General features: G+C 62.6%; 13 protein-coding genes and 1 pseudogene. 13 read left to right on the top strand and 1 reads right to left on the bottom strand.

Going from position 1 to position 21,208, the window contains the following annotated elements:
• The first annotated feature begins 435 nt into the window (after nucleotides 1-435).
• The 13 genes and pseudogenes from SX243_10425 (at nucleotide 436) to SX243_10365 (ending at nucleotide 19,964) form a co-directional block, all read left to right on the top strand.
• Nucleotides 436-2,895: a cytochrome c gene (locus SX243_10425; GenBank protein MDY7093372.1), complete on the top strand. Its 2,460-nt coding sequence runs from the start codon at nucleotides 436-438 to the stop codon at nucleotides 2,893-2,895.
• A gap of 47 nt (nucleotides 2,896-2,942) precedes the next feature.
• A complete protein-coding gene (locus tag SX243_10420; protein MDY7093371.1) occupies nucleotides 2,943-3,212 on the top strand; it encodes a hypothetical protein in 270 nt (89 codons plus the stop codon).
• 849 nt (nucleotides 3,213-4,061) lie between these two features.
• Complete coding sequence (locus tag SX243_10415) at nucleotides 4,062-5,036, top strand: ABC transporter substrate-binding protein (protein ID MDY7093370.1); 975 nt, start codon at nucleotides 4,062-4,064, stop codon at nucleotides 5,034-5,036.
• A 72-nt stretch (nucleotides 5,037-5,108) separates the two neighbouring features.
• Nucleotides 5,109-5,885 carry an ABC transporter ATP-binding protein gene (locus SX243_10410; GenBank protein MDY7093369.1) on the top strand — a complete coding sequence of 259 codons (777 nt, stop codon included), beginning with the start codon at nucleotides 5,109-5,111 and terminating at the stop codon, nucleotides 5,883-5,885.
• A complete protein-coding gene (locus SX243_10405; protein MDY7093368.1) occupies nucleotides 5,882-6,652 on the top strand; it encodes an ABC transporter permease in 771 nt (256 codons plus the stop codon). Before SX243_10410 ends, SX243_10405 begins: the two co-directional genes overlap by 4 nt.
• Nucleotides 6,653-6,732: 80 nt before the next feature.
• Nucleotides 6,733-8,007 (top strand): hypothetical protein, encoded by a 1,275-nt coding sequence (locus SX243_10400; protein MDY7093367.1) that lies wholly within the window; start codon nucleotides 6,733-6,735, stop codon nucleotides 8,005-8,007.
• A 399-nt stretch (nucleotides 8,008-8,406) separates the two neighbouring features.
• Nucleotides 8,407-9,560 (top strand): annotated as a pseudogene (locus SX243_10395) (IS4 family transposase).
• A gap of 244 nt (nucleotides 9,561-9,804) precedes the next feature.
• The gene (locus SX243_10390; protein MDY7093366.1) at nucleotides 9,805-12,309 is read left to right on the top strand and encodes a glycosyltransferase; all 2,505 of its coding nucleotides are present in this window, start codon (nucleotides 9,805-9,807) and stop codon (nucleotides 12,307-12,309) included.
• Nucleotides 12,310-12,532: 223 nt separating this feature from the next.
• The gene (locus SX243_10385) at nucleotides 12,533-16,120 is read left to right on the top strand and encodes a lamin tail domain-containing protein (protein ID MDY7093365.1); all 3,588 of its coding nucleotides are present in this window, start codon (nucleotides 12,533-12,535) and stop codon (nucleotides 16,118-16,120) included.
• Nucleotides 16,121-16,290: 170 nt separating this feature from the next.
• Complete coding sequence (locus tag SX243_10380; GenBank protein MDY7093364.1) at nucleotides 16,291-17,592, top strand: S1 RNA-binding domain-containing protein; 1,302 nt, start codon at nucleotides 16,291-16,293, stop codon at nucleotides 17,590-17,592.
• A gap of 24 nt (nucleotides 17,593-17,616) precedes the next feature.
• A complete protein-coding gene (locus SX243_10375; GenBank protein ID MDY7093363.1) occupies nucleotides 17,617-17,910 on the top strand; it encodes an SEC-C metal-binding domain-containing protein in 294 nt (97 codons plus the stop codon).
• A gap of 364 nt (nucleotides 17,911-18,274) precedes the next feature.
• Nucleotides 18,275-19,246: a pyridoxal-phosphate dependent enzyme gene (locus SX243_10370; GenBank protein MDY7093362.1), complete on the top strand. Its 972-nt coding sequence runs from the start codon at nucleotides 18,275-18,277 to the stop codon at nucleotides 19,244-19,246.
• A 181-nt stretch (nucleotides 19,247-19,427) separates the two neighbouring features.
• Complete coding sequence (locus SX243_10365) at nucleotides 19,428-19,964, top strand: GNAT family N-acetyltransferase (GenBank protein MDY7093361.1); 537 nt, start codon at nucleotides 19,428-19,430, stop codon at nucleotides 19,962-19,964.
• Between the two features lie 137 nt (nucleotides 19,965-20,101).
• Here SX243_10365 and SX243_10360 read toward each other — a convergent pair whose 3' ends face one another.
• Entirely contained in the window at nucleotides 20,102-20,986 is an 885-nt protein-coding gene (locus tag SX243_10360; protein MDY7093360.1) for a DJ-1/PfpI family protein, read from the bottom strand.
• Nucleotides 20,987-21,208: the final 222 nt, after the last annotated feature.

The raw sequence follows: 21,208 nt of genomic DNA, 5'->3' as shown, positions 1-21,208 counted from the left end.
AGAAACTCTCCAACGCCCAACCACCCCCGGCGGCCCGGCGCCCCCCGACAGGGGGCCGCTATACACTATCGAGGGATTTCAATCCCTCGCGGGGCCACGCGGGCAGCGCGCGACGGATCACGACCGCGCAAGCCCAACCCCCTGAACCCACGACCCCACCCCCGCGAGGGGTTCAAACCCCTCGCTACTTCATCTCGGCCCTGACGGGACGACACCCCCACCCACCCCGGAAGCGCTCAGCCCAACCCCCCACTCAAAGATTCACCAACACCCAACCACCCCCAACGACCCGGCGCCCTCCGACAGGAGGCCGCTATACACTAGCGAGGGGTTTCAACCCCTCGCGGGGCCTCGCGGGGCCCCGCGGCAGCGCCCGACCGCACAACGGCGCCCGACCGACCGTAGAATCGCCCACTCCCCGCGGAGGTGTCCGCCATGCGCCGTGCGCCCGTCCAGACCTCGCTTTCGAGACGCCTTGGCTTCGTTCTCATTCTTGGCCTGCTGATCGCGGCGCTGGTGGCTCCTAGAGCCGTCGCCGAGCAGCGGACGACCGCCACCTGTGCCCATCCGGTCCCGGTGCAGCTCACCGGAGCATCCTGCGCCCCGCTGACGCCGCCGGAGGTCGCCTGCGAGGCGTGGGCGGATGTCGAGGGAGCGTTGGAGCAAAGCAACTACAACGTCGTCCAGCGCGCCGTCGACCTCTTCGCCTGGCAGGGTTTTCTCGCTCTCTCCTGGCCGGCGGGTTCGGTCCGGGGGGAGCCCGACCGCCGGGCTCCGTTCAGCCAGGCCGGCCCGCGAGTGTGGGAGACCTGGAAGGAGGCCTACGAGGTCTATCTCCCCGACGGCAGCGCGCCGGCCCCCTGGAACGCACCGCAGCCGGTGCCGGCAGGATGCCGGTCCGCCTCCGCCACCGGGGAAGTTCCTCCCAAGCTGCTGCAGCGCTCCTCCAAGGTCAACGACCTCCTCGACGAGGCCCTTCAGGCGGTAGCCGCCGACGGCACCTTGCCTCCCACCCTCAAGGACCCATCCGGCCACCTCGTGCGCTACGAGATCCGCCTCAACCGCCCTCTCTTCGAGTACATCGCCGACCCCGAGTCCCCGCTCTACAGCGGCCTGGCGCTCTACAACGGCATCGAGCAGGGCAAGGCGGAGAGCATCGAGTTCCCCGTTGGCAGCCAGCTGGTCAAAGCCGCCTGGCGCCGCATCGATCCCGACGAAGCGCCCTTCTTCCACACCGCCGAGGCCTGCGTCTGCGACGATGGCGAGGACGGCCAGCCCCAGGACTGTAGCCTGCGCACCATGGGCCTCGCCGGCTTCCACGTCATGACCAAGACCGCCAGCGCGCCGCAGTGGATCTGGTCCACCTTCGAGCAGGTGGACAATGTGGTCTCCACCCACGGTGCCTCCGATGGAAAAGTCCGGCCGCTGAACGACCCCACCTGTCCGCCGCACCTCTGCCCGCCCAACCGCCAGACCGCCCTCGATCTTCCGACTCAAGTGCGACGGGTCATCCCCATTCCCAACCAGGATCCGAACTGCGACCGTCCCCGCCAGGCGGTGGACAATGTGCAGCAGCTCAACGCCGATGTGCAGAAGACCCTGGCGGAGCTGGATTCCCCGTTGCAATACTACGAGTTGGTGGGAGCCCAATGGCCGGTGCCTCCGGGAGATGCCTCCAGTACGGCTCCCCTCGCTCCCCAACCAGCCCATGCAAGAGCCCGCGACGGCCTCCCCGCCCGCGACGACGCCCGGGTCGAGTTCAACGCCGTCCCGGCGCTCCTCGGCAACACCACCATGGAGACCTTTGCTCAGCAAACCTCCAGCTGCATGGGGTGCCACGCCATGTCCCGCACCCTCAACCCCCGCCGTTTCGTCTCCGGTGACTTCAGCTTCACCCTCAACAACGCCCGGCCCCGGCCGCCGGGGGCGCTGTGCCAGCTGGTGGGGGCTTCGGAGTCCTGCAGCGACTCCATCCTGCCCCCGCCCCGGGCCCCCGAATCCCCCTGGGAGCGCGCTCACTGGCCCGAGATCCTCACCGGCTACCGCTACGCCACCGAGACCTACGAGCTCGCCGGCCCCCGCTATGTCGGCGCCAAGCTCCACTGCACCAGCTGCCATCTGGACGGCGGCGGCAACCGCGATGCGGCGTGGTGGGTGGATATGTGGAAAGTCTATGAGTATCCCGAGACGACGCAGCTCCAGGACCGCATCAACGGCTGCTTCGAGCGCAGCATGAACGGCCACGCCTTGTGCTCGACGGAGAGCGGCCCCGAGGCCTGCGCCCAGAACCCCATCATGCGCGGCCTCATCACCTACATGCAGTGGCTCACCGACAGCTTCCACCGCCGCTGGCCCCACCGCACTCCCTGCCGCGGCTTCCCCCCAGCCCGGGTCACCGCTGGCGATGTCGACCGCGGCCTCCGGGCCTATGTGCAAAAGTGCTCGTTCTGCCACGACGCCCAGGGCCAGGGCCGCTATGAGAGCGACACGTATTTCCGCCCGGCTCTCTGGGGCCCCGACTCCTTCAACGCCTGCGCCGGCTTCAACCGCCCGGCGGATCTGACCCAATTCCTGCGCTGGAATATGCCCCTCACCAGCGGCGGCCTGCTCACCGACCGCGAGGCCAGCGACCTGGCCGCCTACATCCAGGCCCAATGCCGCCCCGGCAAGGGCGGCGTGGGCCCCGACGGCGAGCCCTGCTCCCTCACCCCCGACTGCATCAACGGCCAACAACCCTCCACCGGCGCCCACAAGGCCCAAGGCGCGCGCCCCACTCTCTGGCCCAACCGTCCCCGGGCCCACCAGAGCGCTCAGGCCCGGAAGGCCCAGGAGCAGTGCCGAGCCTTCCAGCTGCGCTCCGCCCCGGACCCCACGCCCCCCGATTCCTCGCCTTGAGCTAGAATCACCCCTGTCCCAACCGTCAACCCAGGAGATTCCAGCGCATGAAAACCGTTCGCAATACCACCCGCCGCCCCCTCACCGTCAACCTCCCCCGCGGCAAGAAGCTCCACCTCAACCCCCTCCAGGAAGGCCAAATCGCCACCAACGCCGCCGACCACCCCCCCATCGTCGCCCTGGTCAAAGCCGGCGACCTAGAGATCTTCGACACCCAGGAACCCTGGGCCACCGGCCACGGCGACGACCAGAAGGTCCACGGGTCGACCCATGGGAAGCATGCGGACAAGAAGACGGGGGGGCGGGGGGATCGGTAGAGCTTGATTCGAATAGCTGCTCAGAAGATCAGCTATTCAAAGCGGCATTGGATCCAGACGGCGCCAGAGGACAAACCCAATTAATCGGCCCCGTGTGTATCGGCTCCGCCTAGTCTTCGCCGTGGAGTGAGAGTTGGGGTGTGGGGACTCTCCGGTGGATGAGGCGACATTCCAGCGCCTCCAGCAGCTGCGTGGCAAAGACTGCCAGCCGCTGCCGATTAGTTGGAGCTCTGGGCTCGAGTCCCGACTAACCCGCCAACGACCTGCGCCTTATCCACAATTCGATTCGGCTGTCAGCCTCCTTGCCCCCGCGGTCTTCCAACTCCTCGGAAGATCCTACCCTCTAAAGCCGCTGACGCAAGCCATCAGCTTGTTTCTGACGACTGCCGAAGGTCCTTGGATGGCGGAGGCGCAGTGAGCACTGCGACAAGCTCACCACTACTAGCCTGCCAACGACCACATAGCTGGCCCTGCATATGATCAGCGGATAGGTCGCCAAATCTTCTTGTCCTCCGATCGGCCAGCAGCGGAAACCATACTAGAGAGGCTCCAAGGCAAGCCGCGACTAGCAGGGGACCTCGCTTTCGATGACCGGCGACCGGAGCTGACTCCGGACCTCTAGAGATCTGAGCAGGGCGGAAGATTAACCGTCTAGAAGCTTGCCCAAAACCCGCATACGGGAGTTGGGCAAGCTTCTAAAGTAGATACCCCAAACCTCCTCAAAGCTTCACCTGAAGGCGAGGGAACCTACCCATCTCGGATTAGAGCCCCAAAGAAGGCAACTACTTTAATCAAAGCCCTAGACCAAACCAAGACCGGCCCTCCCGCAACTCAAACCGGAGCAAGAAAATGAAGCGCAATAATATTGTTGGTTTAATAGTTCTCATCATAGCAATGACCATGATCGTAACTGGCCTGACTTTCCTTAAACAGTCCAGAGATGAGCGCCAAGCTATCCAAAGAGTCAAGATTGGCTATATTCCAATTGCGGATACAGCACAACTCTATGTGGCCGATGCGCAAGGGTTCTTTTCTGCGGCTGGAATCACCCCTGAACTTATCTCCTTCTCTGGAGGTGCAAAGATCCTTGAAGCTCTAGGCACAGGAGATATCGACATCGGCTTCACAGGTACAGTCCCATTAATTCAGGCAAAGTCGCGGGGGATTAATCTAGTGACACTTGCAGGTGGATCGATACAGACCTCGCGCGAGCCCTACCAGGCCCTAGTGGTGCCGACAGATTCAGAGATCGAGGAGATTACTGAGCTAGAAGGCAAAGTTGTGGCGACGAACACCTATAGAAGTATCGACCATGTCTTCACTATTGCCCTCCTCGAAGCTTATGGAATTAAAAAAGACGCGATCAGCTACATCGAAGTTCCGTTTCCTCAAATGGAACAGGCCCTCGCAGCAGAACAAGTTGATGCAGCGTCCATGATCGAGCCTTTTCTCACGATCGCTGAAGAGCGTGGCAGCATTCGCATCTTATCCTATCACATAGTCGAAGTACAACCCGACTTCGAAATGACAACCTACGTCTCAACCTCAAGATGGTATCAACAAAACAAGCATCTAGCCGAAGGAATCAGACTAGCGTTCCAAAGTGCCACCGAATGGGCAGAAGGCAATAGAGAAGAAGTCAAGCGACTTGTAACAGTCTACACAAAGATCAAGCCTGAGGTAGCATCGAAAATGCGATTCCCAAACTTTGGAAATCGACTCTCAAAGGAACAACTGCAAATAACTTCTAGCCTACTCCTTCGCCTCGGATTCATCGACTCGCAGCCAAACTTAGAAGAGGTCTTCCCGGAAGGTCAAATCTGAACTCTACCAGTATAGTACTCACTGCAAATAAGGGCGTCAGATGGCAGCAGGAAGGATAGCTGGAGGCGGTGCGTGCTCGAACTGAAAGGGGTCTGCAAGAGTTTCAGTGACGAAAGCACTTCGCAATTCGAGCGATTTACTGCCCTAGGGCCAATTGATCTTCGTGTCGAGCGCGGCAGCTTTGTAACCCTCATCGGGGTATCCGGGTGCGGAAAAACCACATTGTTGCGTTCGATTTCTGGATTAACCAAGCCGTCGGCCGGCAGAATCTCCTGGGACAATACTTCGGTTGATGGACCAAGCCCATCAATAATGCTTGTACCCCAGAACTATTCCGCCTCTCTATTCCCCTGGCTCACGGTCAAAGAAAACATCGCGATAGGCTTAGAATACCTCAATCTAAACTCTGCAGCTATCGAACGACGTGTCAAGCAAGCTCTAGAGACGGTAGGACTCCACAAAGACTGGGCCCGGTACCCAAGAGAACTCTCAGGCGGCATGCAGCAAAGAGCAGCCGTCGCGCGAGCCCTCGCCAGGAAACCACAAGTACTCCTCATGGATGAGCCATACGGCGCACTTGACGCGATCACTAAGTCGCGCCTCGAAGATGAACTTTTAGATATTTGGCGACGCTCAGAACCGAGGATGACGGTACTCTTTGTAACACATGACCCCGAAGAAGCTATTTACATGGCTGACCGCTTATTAGTAATGAAAGGACCACCCGGATCTCTAGCAGCTGACATTCAAATCCAACTGCCTCGACCTCGCCAGCACTCTACCAAGAAATCAGATGATTTTGATCAATATAGGCATCAGATACTCGACGCGCTGGAGAGGCTGAAATGAGGCAAAGCCTTGCTAGGCTCGCCGCAAGAAAGGGATGGGCAGGAATTTTCCTTGCGTTGATTGGTGGATGGGAGGTATTTGCCAGAAGCGAGATCGTCGAGCCGTCAGTTTACCTCCCTCCATTCACTGAAGTTGCGAACTTCCTGGTGGCAGAGGGTGGCATACTAGAAATTCTACCCCACATCTTCCGCACCCTTGCTCGAGCCCTACTAGGCTTTTTGATCGCCCTCCTCATCTCCGTCCCGGCAGGCCTGGCGATGGGATTCCATAGATTCCTATTCAAGCTCATCAACCCCTTAGTCGAGTTTCTGCGACCAATGCCCCCAATAGCTATTGTTCCAGTAGCAATACTCTTCCTAGGCATCTTCGACAAGATGAAGGTGGCGGTAGTGACGTTCGCATGCGTCTGGCCAATCCTCGTCAATACTTGCTCAGGGGTGAGAAATATCGAACAGGAGATACTAGATGCCGCAAGCCTGCTCTCCTTGCCATACCTAAAGCTAATGCGCAGTGTTGTTCTCATGGCCTCGCTCCCCTTTATAGTCTCGGGCGCGAAGATCGCCCTATCAATCTCCGTGATTGTTTCCGTGGCAGCAGAGATGATCGTTGGCAACAAAGGCATAGGCTTCTACATCCTTGATGCAGAAAGAAGCTTTCGCTTCGTCGAGATGTACGCGGGACTTCTTGTATTAGCTGCCTTCGGTTTAGCATTGAATGTTTTATTCTCATCGAGCATTGAGAAGTTAATGCCGTGGGAACAATCATAACGACAGCAAGCCGCCCTAATCACATTGCCAGCAACCTCCGATGACGCCCTGGAATCGAAGTATCGCGGGAGAATCAAGAGATGACCAAGCTTCAAGAAACAAAATTACAAACGCGAGAGTTGATAGTTCTCTTGGCTGGAATTGCCGGCCTATCATTTTTAGTACTATTGAGCCTGTGGCTATCGGCCGAGGTTTGGAAAGAGATCCAAGCCGGAATGCTAATGACTAAGTCGTACTGGATGGTCCTCCTAATTGGCACAGCACAGGCCGTGCTACTGCTCTTGGCTATCTATCTGCTTCGCGCTCATATTGGCGAGCAAGCCTACAGCTTTATCGATAAACTCGGCATCACCTCCAAGAACCTCGACGATGCCAACAATGAACTCACAAGCAAGATCATCCCGTCGTTTTACAAGAAAGGAGGCGATAACGAAAGTTTACCCCTCGAGGTGGCAATCATTGACCAGATGAAAGACTATCTCAGTCTAATGGAAAAATATCTGACTGGGATTGCGATGGTGCAGCGGGGAATTTTCTCCTTTGGTGAAAGCGGAGGCGGGATGCTCACGAACTTTTTCGAAGATGACAGGCTCAAGGAATCCAGAATCAGCACAATTCGATTCATGGGCACGGGTCGCGGAGTAGTCGGGACAGAAACTTCCTCATATCAATTCATTAGGCATCTCCAGGAATTTTTCAGAGCGCGCGGCCATCGCTTTCAGGTTTTCAGCAGATTTCTCATAATTGGCTGCAAAGAGATTCATGATCAGTTCTGCGCGAAGGTACTAGCATTGCATCTATTGAGCTGGCTAAAAGAGCTTCACGAGACAGATCACATCTCTCTTCCAGCACAAGTGACCTTCGAAATTGTTTACCCATCTGAAGACGTATTCCCCGCCCTGGTAGTGTTCGAAGAGCTCAAGGCTTTGATCGCAACACCCATTGGATTTGATGATCGTGAGTTCCTCGCGAGAGCGCTGCCTATTGGACTCCAGATTCGATCAGAACCGATCGAAGTCCCTGGCGTCGGGTCTATCAACCTAGAACCAACTGTAAATAGAATACGGAAGCACTTCGACGAAATGTTTCGCAATGCTGGAGAGTCTGAGATATGGGGCCTTCAGAAGAATGACGGGATATTCGTCAAGAGGTTTAATCGCGAAATTGTCGGAAGAGGACTCGCCGAGATATCCCGATTCGAGAAGCTCGAGAAAGAAAGATTGGAACCTTTACTAGACGACATTCAAGGTAGATCTCGAACAGGAGAACGCGCAAAGGAGATCTTGACCGTAGACGAGATCAGCGAGCTCGAAGGCGCTTTCACCAAGGGCTCATACATGGAAGAGGTGTCGTAGCGGTCGAACAAAGACTCTAGAAGGTACGGCTCTCTAACCAACAGTAGCCCGCCAAGGCGATCCCAGAAGAGTGCTCGCTCTGCGCTTACTGCAAGCATTTGCTATAGATATTCTTAGAGCATTCATCAAGACAACGCCTAGTGAGCATGATTTCCCCAGATCCCCTCTGCCCCGTCGCCAAATAGGCTCCGGTCCGGCCCATAGTGAACAGTAGATTAAGGAACCTCGTGCGCAGGCGCTCGCTCATCGGACGCGAGCGCCTGGTTAGAGGCCTCATCAGAGGGTATCTCTCGCCTCAGTGCTGTCCCACAAACTCAGAAAGGAAAAGCCTGATTCCGTGACCCCTTGTTACAGTGGAGGTGCAAGCCAAACCACTGAAAAAAAGGTAGAAACCAGGCCTTGGCTCATCATTCTACCGTCTTCGCCCAGCTTCTCAAACTCCTTCCTCGTCATGAATTCCAGACAGCCGCGCAGCGCCATCATCGTGGCCGCAAACTTCGCTCCATCAGTCGCTGGAATCAGTTCCTGGCTGTGATTGTCACGCAGCTTGCAAGGCGCGTCAGCCTCCGAGACCTTGTCTCGAACTTCAACGCCCAACCCCGCAAGCTCTACCATCTTGGAGCCCGCCGGATTGCCAAGTCTCCTCTGGCCGGCTCAATGAGCGACAGCCCGCCAAGCTCTTCGAAGAGATCTTCCACCAACTGCTCTCGCGTACGCAGGCGGTCGCGCCCGGCCATCGCTTTCGGTTCAAGAAGAGGCTCATCTCCCTCGACGCCTCGATCATCAACTTGACCGCTTCGGTCTTTCCCTGGGCCATCTACCAGGCAAAGAAGGGAGCCATCAAACTCCATGTGGGACTGGAGCACCGGGGGGCATCTGCCGGCTTTCGTCTCCATCACCGAGAGCCGCCAACATGAGATTCACTGGGTTCGCACTCTCGATCTGCCAGCCGGCAGCGTCGTAGTCTTCGACCGAGGTTTCTTCGACTACGAGCTCTTCAACCGACTGAATCAAAAGGGATCCGCTTCGTTACCCGGATGAAGCGAGGCATTCCCTTCCGGGTGATCCAGCTCAAAAGAATCTGTCGAGCGAAGGGCCTGACTTCGGATCAGATCATCCGTCTCGAGGGCGCCAAAGCCAAACGTTACGGCCTCCGGCTGCGGCGAGTCGGGTACCGAGAGCCCGAGACCGGAACACACTACGTTTTCCTGACCAATGAGCCGGACCTGGCGGCCTCGAGGATTGCCCAGGTTTACCGGGATCGCTGGCAGATCGAACTCTCCTTCAAATGGATCAAGCAGAACCTGAAGATCAAGAGCTTCTTGGGTAGATCTCGCAATGCGGTCTTGTCTTAAATCTGGGTCGCCCTCATTGCTTACTTGCTCTTAGCCTATTTAAAATCCCTGGGCCTTACGGGCTGGTCGCTTTCTCAGCTCCTACGCCTGCTGCAGCTCAATCTCTTCGAACGTCGAAGCCTCGCAGGTCTACTCAAACCGCCGGATCAGGCCCCGGACCTACGAAGCGCTCAGCTGGCCCTGGAGATCGGAGCGTGAGTTTTCGGGACAGCAGTGGTTAGCCCCCAAGCCTTCGCCTCCCAACCGTCACTCACCCTTCACTCTCCCGACTCCCCTCCGTTCCCTCTCCGCCACCCCCCTCCCTCATCCTGTTGACCCAACGGATCGGCGTGTTGGTGCGCCGCGGTGTGCCTGGGGCGTTTGTGCGCTGGCCAGGCTGGAACCTGAGGCAAGATGCTGAAAATACGGGGGTTAGACCATGGCCAGTCGAGCGGATGTTCATGTGCATAGCCGGTACTCGGACCGGCCCAGCGAGTGGTTCTTGCGGCGGATTGGGGCGCCGGAGTCGTTTACGGAGCCGCTGGAGGTGTATCGGCGGGCGCGGGAGCGGGGGATGGACTTTGTCACCATCAGCGACCATGACTGCATTCGGGGGGCGTTGGAGATCGCCCATCTGCCGGGGACCTTCATCTCCAACGAGGTGACCGCCAGCTTCCCGGAGGACGGGGCCAAGATCCATTTGCTGGTGTTGGGGATCAGCGAAGAGCAGCACCGGATGATCGACGAGCTGCGGGAGAATCTTTACGAGCTCAGCGCCTACCTGCGCTACGAGAACATCGTCCACTCCGTGGCCCACGCCCTCTTCCAGGTCAACGACCGGCTGACCGTGGCGCATCTGGAGAAGCTGATTCTGCTCTTCCAGCGATTCGAAGGCATCAACGGCACGCGGGATCCCCGGGCGTGCCTGGTGCTGCGCACCGTGCTTGACCATCTGACGCCGGCGATGATCGACGAGATGGCCCATCGCCACAAGATCGAGCCCGAGGACGACGAGCCGTGGAAGAAGATCTACACCGCGGGGAGCGACGATCACAGCGGGCTGTACATCGCTTCCGCCTACACCGAGACGCCGGAGTCGGCCACCGTCGAGGAGTTCTTGGAGCATCTGCGGAAGGGGCGCCACGCCCACGGCGGGCGGTCCGGGTCGACGCTGCAGCTGGCGCGGAACTTCCACAGCATCGCCTACCGCTACTACCGGGAGACCATCCTCGGCAGCGGGGAGAAGGGAGGCGATCTGCTGGACGCTCTGTTCACCAAGCTGCTGGACGGCGAGGTGCCCACCGGGTGGAGCCGGGCGGAGAAGATTCGCAGCGCCGCCACTGCCTTCCTACGGCCGCGGAAGAAGACCATGGGGCAGATCGACCGCGAGGTGGCGGAGGCGTTGGCGAGCCTGGCTTCGTTGGGAGAGAACCCTGGGGAGGAGGGCGTGGACCGGCGGTGTGTGGAGCGGCGGTGCTTCGACATCGCGGCGCGGCTGGGGCATCAGCTGAGCTATGCCTCGGTGCACAAGGGGCTGAAATACCTGCGCAAGGGCAAGCTCACCGAGGCCCTGCAGAGCGTCGCGTCGCTGGCGCCGGTGACCCTCTGCCTGGCGCCGTACCTGGTCTCCTTCCAGACCCAGCACAAGGACGAGAAGCTGGTGCGGGCGGTGGCGGAGCACTTCCCGGCGGCGCGGGAGTTGCGCCGCAAGGGGTTGAGACAGAAAGGAGTGGGCTCCCAAGACTCGGGAAGCAGAGGTGGACGCAAGGCGTGGTTCACCGACACGTTGACGGATATCAACGGCGTCGCCAAGACGGTGCGCACCTGTGCGGAGCTAGCAGCGCGAGGTTCTCAGAATGCGGGCGATCGGGACCTGGTGGTGATCAGCAGCCTGGAGGAGCCGCCGGAGGTGGACTTTCCGCTGCGCAACTTCGCCCCGGTGGGCACCTTCCCGCTGCCGGAGTATGAGGATCAGGAACTCGCCTTCCCGCCGTTCCTGGAAATCGTGGAGTACTGCGAGCGGGCGGAGATCGGCGAGATCGTGGTCAGCACGCCGGGTCCCCTGGGATTGGTGGGAGTGCTGGCGGCGCGGCTGCTGGGGATCGAGGTCACCGGCATCTACCACACCGACTTCCCCCTCTACGTGCGCCACCTCACCGAGAGCCCCGGGCTGGAGGAGATGACCTGGAGGTACATGCGGTGGTTCTACAACCAGATGCACCGCATCTACGCCCCCAGCCGGGCCTACGTCGAGAGCCTGGAGGAGAACGGCTTCCCGCGGGAAAAGCTCCGGCTGCTGCCCCGGGGGGTGGACGTGGAGCTCTTCAGCCCCCAGCGGCGGGATCCGGAGCTGTGGCAGCGCTACGGCCTGGGAGAGGGCTTCAAGCTGCTCTACGTCGGACGCATTTCGAAGGAAAAGAATCTCGATCAGCTGATGCGCGCCTTCCTCGAAGTTCAGGAGTCGCGGCCCGACGCCCAGCTGGTGCTGGTGGGGGACGGCCCCTACCTGGACGAGCTCCACAGCCGCTACCGCCGGCCGGAAGTGCTCTTCACCGGCTACCTCCACGGCGAGGAGCTGGGCACCGCCTTCGCCAGCGCCGACCTCTTCGTCTTCCCCAGCACCACCGACACCTTCGGTAACGCGGTGCTGGAAGCCCAGGCTTCGGGGCTGGCGGCGGTGGTGAGCAACCAGGGCGGCGCCCAAGAGATCGTCGGTCCCTCGAGCTCCGGCGCCATCGTCGACCTGGACCAGCCCGGCGCCCTGGCGGCGTCGATTCTGGAGCTGATGAAGGACTCGGACCAGCGCCTGCAGCTGGCCATGAACGGCCTGCGCAGCGCCCGCGGCAGCTCCTGGATCAGCCTCCTGGACGAGCTGTGGAGCGAACCCGCCACCGTTCGCCCCAGCGCCCCCAACCCCCTGGCACCGGCGCTGGATACCGAACGGGAGAGGGTCGCGGCGGCGGTCTGAAGGAGAGCAGACCAACAAGTGGGTCCCACTCCCCCCTCCTCGGCGCACATGGAGAGGAAGGCATCGCCACAGGGTTGTCGCCGGGATAAGCTCCCGATTTATTGATCACTTGCTATGATGCCTCGCGTTCGATGCTTTATCCGGGTTCCACATCATCTGCTCTCTCGCTGGCGGGCTTTCCGCCCGCTCCACCGACGTCGCAATCCTCGGAGGATCTTTGACCATGACCACGTACCCATCCTCGGCAGTCCGCCGGCTCCTGCGCCTGGCGCTCGTTCTGAGCCTGTGCTGCCTCACCGTCCCCGCTTGGGGGCAGTATCTGCGCATCTACTACCCCGACATCGAGCAAGGCAGCTCGACCCTGGTGGTCTCCCCCACCGGCAGCGCCATGCTCATCGATTCCGGCAGCGAGCTCAGCCCCGCCGACGACGATGTGGTGGGTTTCATCCACGACCTGATGGACGCCGGCATCGTCTCCAGCCTCGACTATGTCGTCGCCAGCCACTATGACGAGGACCACATCGGACGCCTCGAGCACGTGCTGCAATACGGCGGGGTCTCCCCCAGCATCGTCACCTATGACCGTGGCACCTTCGGTCAGACGCCGGGCTCCTTCGCCTACTCCGACTACTCCTACTCCGCCTCCTTCAACAACCGCACCACCATCACTCCGTTCACCAATATCAGCCTCGGCGGCGGAGTGACGGTGGAGTGCTACGTGGCCAACGGTGACCTGCGCAGCGGCGGCACCGTCGATATCTCCGGTTCCGGCCAGTTCGAGAACTCGGCCTCCGTGGGGCTGGTGGTGCGCTTCGGAAACTTCGACGTGTGGATCGGCGGCGATCTCACCGGTGAGGAGACCTTCGGCGTCACCGACGTGGAGAGCTCCGTCGGTCCCCTGGCGTGGGACGTGGATGTCTATACCTTGAACCACCACGGCAGCCGCAGCAGCTCCAACGGCAGCTTCCTGGGGAATCTGAAGGCCGAGGTGGGCATCAACCAGAATTCCGCCTCCAACAACTTCGGCCACCCCAACACCGAGGTGGTCAACCGCTTCCTCTCGACCCTGGACACCAACGGCGCCACGCCCCTCTTCTTCCAGCAGAATCCCGGCAACCCCGGCGACACCCGCTCCGACGATCTGCTGGCGGACGGCATCGCCGATCCCGACGACGTGGACGAGGCCTTCGGTCTTCCCGGCACCCTGACCCTGATCTCCGACGGCGACAGCTACCAGCTCTACGGCGGAGCCCTGGGGCCGGTGAAGCTGCCGGCGGACAGCGGGCCGGGCACGCTGGCGAACTTCCCGCCGGCGGTGCTGGCGGTCTCCCGGGCGCCACAGGTGCCTACCGCGGCCCAGTCGGTGACGGTGACCGTGGACATCGTGGACGAGGGCGCCATCAGCGCCTTCCTGGATTATGAGCTGGACGGCGTCGCCCAGGCTCCCATCGCCATGACCGCCGGCGGCGGCAACACCTTCACCGGCGTGCTGCCGGCCCAAACCGACGGCACCCAGGTGCGCTTCCGGGTGCGGGCGGTGGATGCAGGAACCCAGACCACCGTGTCGGCGGCCCAGGGCTACTACTCCGGCACCACCTCCATCTCCACCCTGCGGGTCAACGACGTCGACGGCCTGCTCATCCCTCGCCATTACGGCGCCCGCGTCCAGGGCAACCTGACGGTGGAGCCGGGGGTGTTCAACACCTTCGTGTCGCAGATCTGGGTGCAGGACGGCACCGGCGGCCTGCAGCTCTTCGACCGCCAGCTGCTGCCCCTGAACCGCGGCGATGAGGTGGAATTCGTCGGCGAGCTGGAGCAGTTCGGCGGGTCCACCGAGCTCAATCTAAGCGAGGACTTCGGCAATTACGGCCACACCTTCGTCAGCTCCGGCTCGGTGCCGGCGCCGCAGGTGGTGACCGTCTCCCAGGTGGGGGAAGCCACCGAAGGCAAGCTGATCCGCATCAACGACGTCAGCGTGGTCTCCGGCTCGATCCCCGAGATCGGCAGCGGCAACGTCACCATCACCGATGATGGCGGCCTCTCCACCATCACCCTGCGCATCGACGGGGACACCGACATCCCCGGCGCCCCGACGCCGACCCAGACCTTCGACGTCATCGGCATCTCCGGGCAATTCGATACCTTCCATCCCTTCACCAGCGGCTACCAGATCATCCCGCGGGAGAAGGCGGACATCCTCTCCGACGAGATCAACCTGCCGGCGCTGCTGATCCACGAGATCCACGCCGACCCCCACCAGGGTCAGGGGGACGCCAACGGTGACGGCAGCCGGGACGCCACCGACGACGAGTTCATCGAGCTGGTGAACACCGGCTTCGAGGATCTGGACATCAGCGGCTACACCCTTTCCGACGGGATCCAGGTGCGCCACGTCTTCGCCAACGGCACGGTGGTGCCAGCGCGGGAAGCGGTGGTGGTCTTCGGCGGCGGCACTCCCACCGGCAGCTTCGGCAACGCGGCGGCCAACGGGCTGGTGTTCACCGCCAGCACCGGTTCCCTCTCCCTCAACAACGCCGGCGACACGGTATCTCTCCACGATGACGGCGCCGCCCTGGTACAGAGCGTCGCCTACGGCAGCGAGGGCGGCCAGAATGAAAGCCTGACCCGGGATCCGGACCTCACCAACGCGCCGATGGTCAAGCACGGCGACGCCAGCACCTCCGGCGGCTCCCGCTATTCGCCAGGCACCCGCAACAACGGTTCGTCCTTCACCGTCGGCGTCGGCGAGGTGATCCTCACCGAGGTGCTCTACGACGCCAGCGGCGCCGACGGCGGCCTGGAGTGGATCGAGATCCACAACGCCAGCGATCACGACATCGACCTGGGCGACTTGAGCCTGGGCGCCGGCGGCGGCGACTACACCAACACGGTGGTGCAGCTGGCGGGCATCCTGGGCTCGGGAGAGACCCTGGTGGTGGGCGGTCCGGACAGCACCGCCGACAACGCCAACCCGACCATCGACCTGCCCATCTACTTCAGCCCGAACCTGCAGAACAGCGGATCCACCGCCGACGGCGTGGCGCTGTTCAACCGCCGGGCGGCGCGGGTGACCCCGACCACGGTGCCCATCGACGCGGTGGTCTACGGTGGCTCGAACACGGACAACCTCATCGACGAAACCGGCTCCGCCAACGCTCCGGAAGTGGGCGACGCCTCCGGTGGCGCCTCCATCGAACGCACGGATCTGGCGGGAACCTGGCAGATCCAGCTGACACCCACGCCCAATTCCTTCAGCGGTGGCGGCAGCCCGCCGCCCCCGCCGCCGTCGGGCACGGTGCTCCTCAGCGAGGTGTTCTACGACGCCAGCAGCGGGGATGACAGCTACGAGTGGGTGGAGCTCTACAACGCCGGCTCGTCGTCGGTGGATCTGTCCAATTACAGCCTCGGCTGGGGCGGCTCGGATTACACCTACGGCCAGGCGCAGCTCTCGGGCACGCTGGCGGCGGGGCAGACCTTCGTGGTCGGCGGCCCCACCGCCGACGGCACCAACGGCAACCCGGTCTTCGACCAGGTGCTCAACTTCAGCCCGGACCTCCAGAACAGCGGCTCCACCGCCGACGGCGTGGCCCTCTTCGACCTGCCGGCGTCGCAGGTGACCTCGTCCACGGTGCCGGTGGATGCGGTGGTCTACGGCGGCTCCAACGGCAGCGGTCTCATCGACGAGACCGGCTCCGCCAACGCTCCGGAAGTGGGCGACGCCCCCGCTGGCAGCACCATCGAGCGCACGGATCTGGCGGGAACCTGGCAGATCCAGGCCAACCCCACCCCCAACGCCACGCCGCTGCCCTGATCGGCTAGCCGCGCGCGCTCTTCACTCGATAAAACCGCCCGTCGGGTCTTTGGCTCGGCGGGCGGTTCTTTGTTTTCTCGGGCCTCGGCCCCAGCGCCGGGAGTCGGGCCGGCATTCATGAAACAATGGAGAACCCGAAGCAACCGGGGTATAGCGAGGAGAAACGCACCGTGGCAGATCAGGCAAACGACGAACAAGATTTTGGCGCCCTGCTGGCGGAATTCGAGGCCGGCACCGGGGATCGGCGGGACCGCAAGGTCAAGATCGGGGAGAAGGTCCAAGGCACCATCGTGGCGGTGGGCGAGGACAATGTCTTCGTGGACGTCGGCACCAAAGCCGAGGCCTCCCTGGCCCTCGACGAGGTGCGCGACGATGAGGGCGAGATCACCGTCGCCGTAGGGGACGAGATCGAAGCGCTGGTGGTCACCCTCGACCGCGAGACCGGCGCTCCCGTGCTGCGCCTCAAGGCTGGCCGCGGCGCCGCGGCAGCGGAAGAGCTGCGGCAAGCCTATGCCGCCCGGGTACCGGTGGAAGGTACCGTCACCGGAGTCAACAAAGGCGGCGTAGAAGTGGAGACGGCGGGGCTCCGGGCCTTCTGCCCCATCTCCCAGCTCGACTCCCACTATGTCGACCAGCCGGAGGCCTACCTGGGCCGCAAGCTCACCTTCCGCATCACCCGCTTCGAGGACAGTGGCCGCACTCCCAACGTGGTACTCTCCCGCCGAGTCCTGCTGGAGGAAGAAGCCAAGGCCCGAGCCGAGGAGACGCGCCGCACCCTGGAGGTGGGCAAGATCGTCGAGGGCACCGTGACCTCGCTGACCAACTACGGCGCCTTCATCGACCTCGGAGGTCTGGAGGGGCTGCTCCACGTCAGCGAGATCAGCCATCAGCGCGTGGCCCATCCCGAGCAGGTGCTCGAGGTCGGGCAGCCGGTGCGGGTGGAGATCCTGCGCATCGAGCCGGGCAAAGACGGCACCGAGCGCATCTCCCTCTCCCGCAAGGCCCTGGATGCGGATCCCTGGGACGGTGTCGCCGAGCGCTTCCCCGAAGACCGCCGGCTACGCGGCCGGGTGGTGCGCCTGGCTCCCTTCGGCGCCTTCGTCGAGGTGGCGCCGGGAGTGGACGGGCTGCTGCACATCAGCGAGCTCGGCGGCGGGCGACGACTGGCCCATCCCAAGGAAGCGGTCACCGTCGGCGACGAGCTGGACGTCAAAGTGCTGTCGGTGGATCCGGAGCGCAAGCGTCTCTCCCTGACCGTCGACCGTAACGGCGAGGAGGGGATCGAGGAGGCCGGAGAGAGCGAAGAGTCCCAGACCGAGGCATCCCGGCCTGCGCAGCGACAGCCGTCGCGGCAGGACGCCGGCCCTTCTGGCGCACCATCCACCGGCTCCTCCGGCGGCGGGTTTGCGGCGCTGGGAGATGTGCTCCAGGGGCTTAAAGAGAATTTGGAGAAACGAGAGAACGAAGCATAACCGACCCATTTCAAGGATCGCATCATGGCGAAGAAAACCGGACGCAACGACCCCTGCCCCTGCGGCAGCGGCCAGAAGTACAAGAACTGCTGCCTCAAGAGCGGTGGCGTAGAGGGTAGCCAGCGGACCAAGATCGCCGGCATCCTGGCCCTCGTCGTGGTGGTGGCGGTGGTCATCCTGTGGTTCGCCGTCGGCCGCACCCCCGCCGCCCTCACCGGCGCCGTCGGCGCGGTGATCGTGGGAGCCTACTGGCTGCTCAGCGACCCACCGCCGCCGCGCACCGGCGGCAACCCCGGCGCCATCAACTTCGGAAACTGAGGCACTCCAGGCCACGAGAGCTTCCGCCTCGCACCGGCGGGTCCTGATCTCGTCGGCAGGAGTGAAGACTCGGCAATTCCCGCGGCGGTGGGATATGCTTAGTGGGTTGGGCCGTACGGTCCAACCATGGACTTTCAAACAGCGGTTTTCCTAGAAGCTACTTTCCGGCCGGCGGCGGAGTTCGCCCTCCGCTGATCCGCTCGCGTTCCCGGCCGGTTGGATCCCAAGGCGGCCTGCGATACGTCCGGGAGCTCAGTTGAGCAACTAGCTGGGCGACCAGTCCGGCAAGACGATCCGACCCACACGTCGGCGACCTGGCCCCGGCCCGCCCGGCCCCGAGACACCAGCCTTCGAGACGAAGAGAATGATCTACGACAACATCCTCCAGACCATCGGCAACACCCCTGTAGTTCGGCTCCATCGCGTCGGCGCCGACACCGGCGTCGAGCTCTACGCCAAATGCGAATTCCTCAACCCCGGCGGCTCCACCAAGGATCGCATCGCCTACCGCATGGTCCAGAAGCTCGAGGAGTCCGGCGAGATCCAGCCCGGCGAAACCACCCTCATCGAGCCCACCAGCGGCAACACCGGCACCGGCCTGGCCATGGCCGCGGCGGTCAAGGGCTACCCCCTGATCATCACCATGCCGGAGAAGATGAGCCAGGAAAAGCAGGTGGTCATGGAGGCCCTGGGAGCGCACATCATCCGCACTCCCACGGAGGCCGGCCACGACGATCCCGACAGCCTGCTGGGGGTCGCCCAGCGCAAGAACGAGGAAATCGAGAACTCCCGCATCCCGGATCAATACGGCAACCCCGACAATCCCGACGCCCACTACTACGGCACCGGGCCGGAGATCTGGGAAGACTTCGGCGAGTCCCTCGACATGGTGGTGATGACCGCCGGCACCGGCGGCACCATCACCGGCGTCGCCCGCTACCTGAAGGAAAAGAATCCCAACATTCTGGTGGTGGGTGTCGATCCGGAGGGATCGATTCTCGGCGGCCGGGACGAGGTCAAGACCTACCAGGTGGAGGGCATCGGCTACGACTTCATTCCCGACGTCCTGGACCGCAGCCTGGTGGACGAGTGGATCTACTCCAACGACCGCGACAGCTTCCTCATGGCCCGTCGGCTGATCCAGGAGGAGGGATTGTTGGTGGGTGGTAGCTCCGGCTCCGCGGTGTGGGGAATGCTCGAGGCGGTCAAACGCCACCCCGAGGCCAAGAAAGTTCTCACCATCCTCCCCGACTCCATCCGCAACTACCTGACCAAATTCGTCAACGACCAGTGGATGCGCCAGCACGGATTCCTGGACGAAGAGGCTGGCGAATAAACACGGACTCGACGGTGAGGCCTGATTCTCAAGCGAGGACTGCTCTCAAAGTCACCTTCTATAATCATCGGCTGGCGGTTCCGAACCGGCCATCCAACACAAGACTTCATCCCTGCCACGGACTGCGCTGCCATGGATTCGGCTGTCGTGGACTGGGGCGGATCTAGCTTGGAGGAGTTTCATGCTCAATCGATATCCCCAGGAGGCGTCGCTTCGCGACGGCCGACGGGTGCTCATTCGTCCCTTCACCGAGAACGACATCGACGGCCTTCACGAATTCTTCCAGCGCCTGCCGGAAGACTCCCGCCGCTTCGCTTGGGCCCGCATCGACGACCGCGGGCTGGTACAGCAGTGGGGAATGAACCTCGACTATGCCCGGGTGTTCCCGCTGCTCGCCGTCGATGGCGGCAAGATCGTCGCCGACGCCACCCTCCATCGCCGGGACCACGGCCCCCTGCGCCGCGTCGGGCGGGTCAAGTGGCTCATCGATGAGGAATACCGCTCCGCGGGCCTCGGCATGCTGCTGATCAACCATTTCATCGACATCGGCCGCGCCAACGGTCTGCGCCATCTCACCTGCTTCCTGATCACCGACCTGGAAGCCGAGGCCATCACCACCCTCACCGAGTTGGGCTTCACCTCCCACACCATCCCGGGCTACGGCACGGACCCCGACGGTGGCCAGCACGACATGACCAAGCTCATCTTCGAGCTCTAAGGTTTCGGACGAGAAGCCCCAGCATCAGAGGCTCCTCGGTACCCACCGAGCCCCATCGCCCGGACGGCCCTTCGAGGCCTCCGGGCGATGCTGCGTTTTGGACAGCGAGGGTTCTGACGCGTGAGAGTTTGGACGAGCTACTCGGCCTCGACGACCACCGCCGGCATCTCTTCCGGAGTGGGAGGCCAGGGGATGATCAAGCCCCGGCCGACCCCCTGGGCCACCTCCTGGCCGTAGAGCAGATCCACCAGGTACATCGCCGGATCGAAGGATTTGGCGCCGCCTTCGGAGGTCACCGCCGGGCCTTGGTGGACGAAGCTCACGCCGCGGCGCAGGTCTACCTGCGGGAACATCTCGGCGAAGCGATCTTGATCGCTGGGGAAGGTGGTCGCGGCGAGGCCCTCCAGCAGCCCCGCCTCGGCGAGGACGAAGGCACCGTCGCAGAGGGAAACGACGTAGAAGGCCGCGGTGCCCACCTCTTCGACCCATTGGATCATGGCCCGGTTCTCCAGATCCTTATCCATGCTGTGCTCGGCGCTGGGCACCACCAGGATGTCCGCCGGCGGCGCGTCGGCAAAGGAGTAGTCGGCACCGATGCGCAGCCCCTCGAAGGTGGTCACCGCCTCGCCGTCGGGGGAGACGGTGAAGACCTCCATTCCCGGTTCGTGGTGGAAGCGCACGTGGTGAAAGATGTCGAAGGGTGCGGTGAGCTCGATGTTGTAGACGCCGTCCACCACCAGGAACGCCACCTGCAGCCGACGATCCGTCGGCAGCTCGGGCGGCGCCGGCTGACGCGCCCAGGGCACCTCGGTGGGCCGCTGAGCCTCAGCAGCGGCTCCCACGGGAGCTCCGGCCCCGGAAGACTGGGCAGCGGAAGACTGGGTGTCCTCTCCATGATGGACCGGGTCCGGCGCATGATCCACCGGCCCGCAGGCACCGAGCATGGAGGCCAGGGCCAGCACGGCCCACAGGGTCGATGAACGGGGCAAGGCACAGCTCAGGATGGGTCCGGTGAGAAGCATGGTCGGCGATCTCCCGAAGAAGTTGCTGGAGGCCCGAAGTGGTCGTCGAACGTAACGGCGAGTCTACCAGTATTGAAGACTCGGCCCTCCGATGGACCCGGTGCGGTGACCGAGGCCGAGACATCCGCCTCCAGCACCGGCGCCGTATAGTCGGTTGAACGGAGCCGGTACGTGTTGGAGTACCGCAACCCTCCCAACCCCTCGCCCCAGGAGACGACCCCG

This window comes from Acidobacteriota bacterium (genome assembly GCA_034211275.1).
GTDB lineage: Bacteria > Acidobacteriota > Thermoanaerobaculia > Multivoradales > JAHZIX01 > JAGQSE01.
This window is presented reverse-complemented; position numbering and strand designations above follow the sequence as displayed.

Excerpts from the sequence above, each read along its gene's own strand:
- SX243_10425 (MDY7093372.1), top strand. The coding sequence starts at position 436 with ATGCGCCGTGCGCCCGTCCAGACCTCGCTTTCGAGACGCCTTGGCTTC.
- SX243_10420 (MDY7093371.1), top strand. The coding sequence starts at position 2,943 with ATGAAAACCGTTCGCAATACCACCCGCCGCCCCCTCACCGTCAACCTC.
- SX243_10415 (MDY7093370.1), top strand. The coding sequence starts at position 4,062 with ATGAAGCGCAATAATATTGTTGGTTTAATAGTTCTCATCATAGCAATG.
- SX243_10405 (MDY7093368.1), top strand. The coding sequence starts at position 5,882 with ATGAGGCAAAGCCTTGCTAGGCTCGCCGCAAGAAAGGGATGGGCAGGA.
- SX243_10400 (MDY7093367.1), top strand. The coding sequence starts at position 6,733 with ATGACCAAGCTTCAAGAAACAAAATTACAAACGCGAGAGTTGATAGTT.
- SX243_10385 (MDY7093365.1), top strand. The coding sequence starts at position 12,533 with ATGACCACGTACCCATCCTCGGCAGTCCGCCGGCTCCTGCGCCTGGCG.
- SX243_10375 (MDY7093363.1), top strand. The coding sequence starts at position 17,617 with ATGGCGAAGAAAACCGGACGCAACGACCCCTGCCCCTGCGGCAGCGGC.
- SX243_10370 (MDY7093362.1), top strand. The coding sequence starts at position 18,275 with ATGATCTACGACAACATCCTCCAGACCATCGGCAACACCCCTGTAGTT.
- SX243_10365 (MDY7093361.1), top strand. The coding sequence starts at position 19,428 with ATGCTCAATCGATATCCCCAGGAGGCGTCGCTTCGCGACGGCCGACGG.
- SX243_10360 (MDY7093360.1), bottom strand. The coding sequence starts at position 20,986 with ATGCTTCTCACCGGACCCATCCTGAGCTGTGCCTTGCCCCGTTCATCG.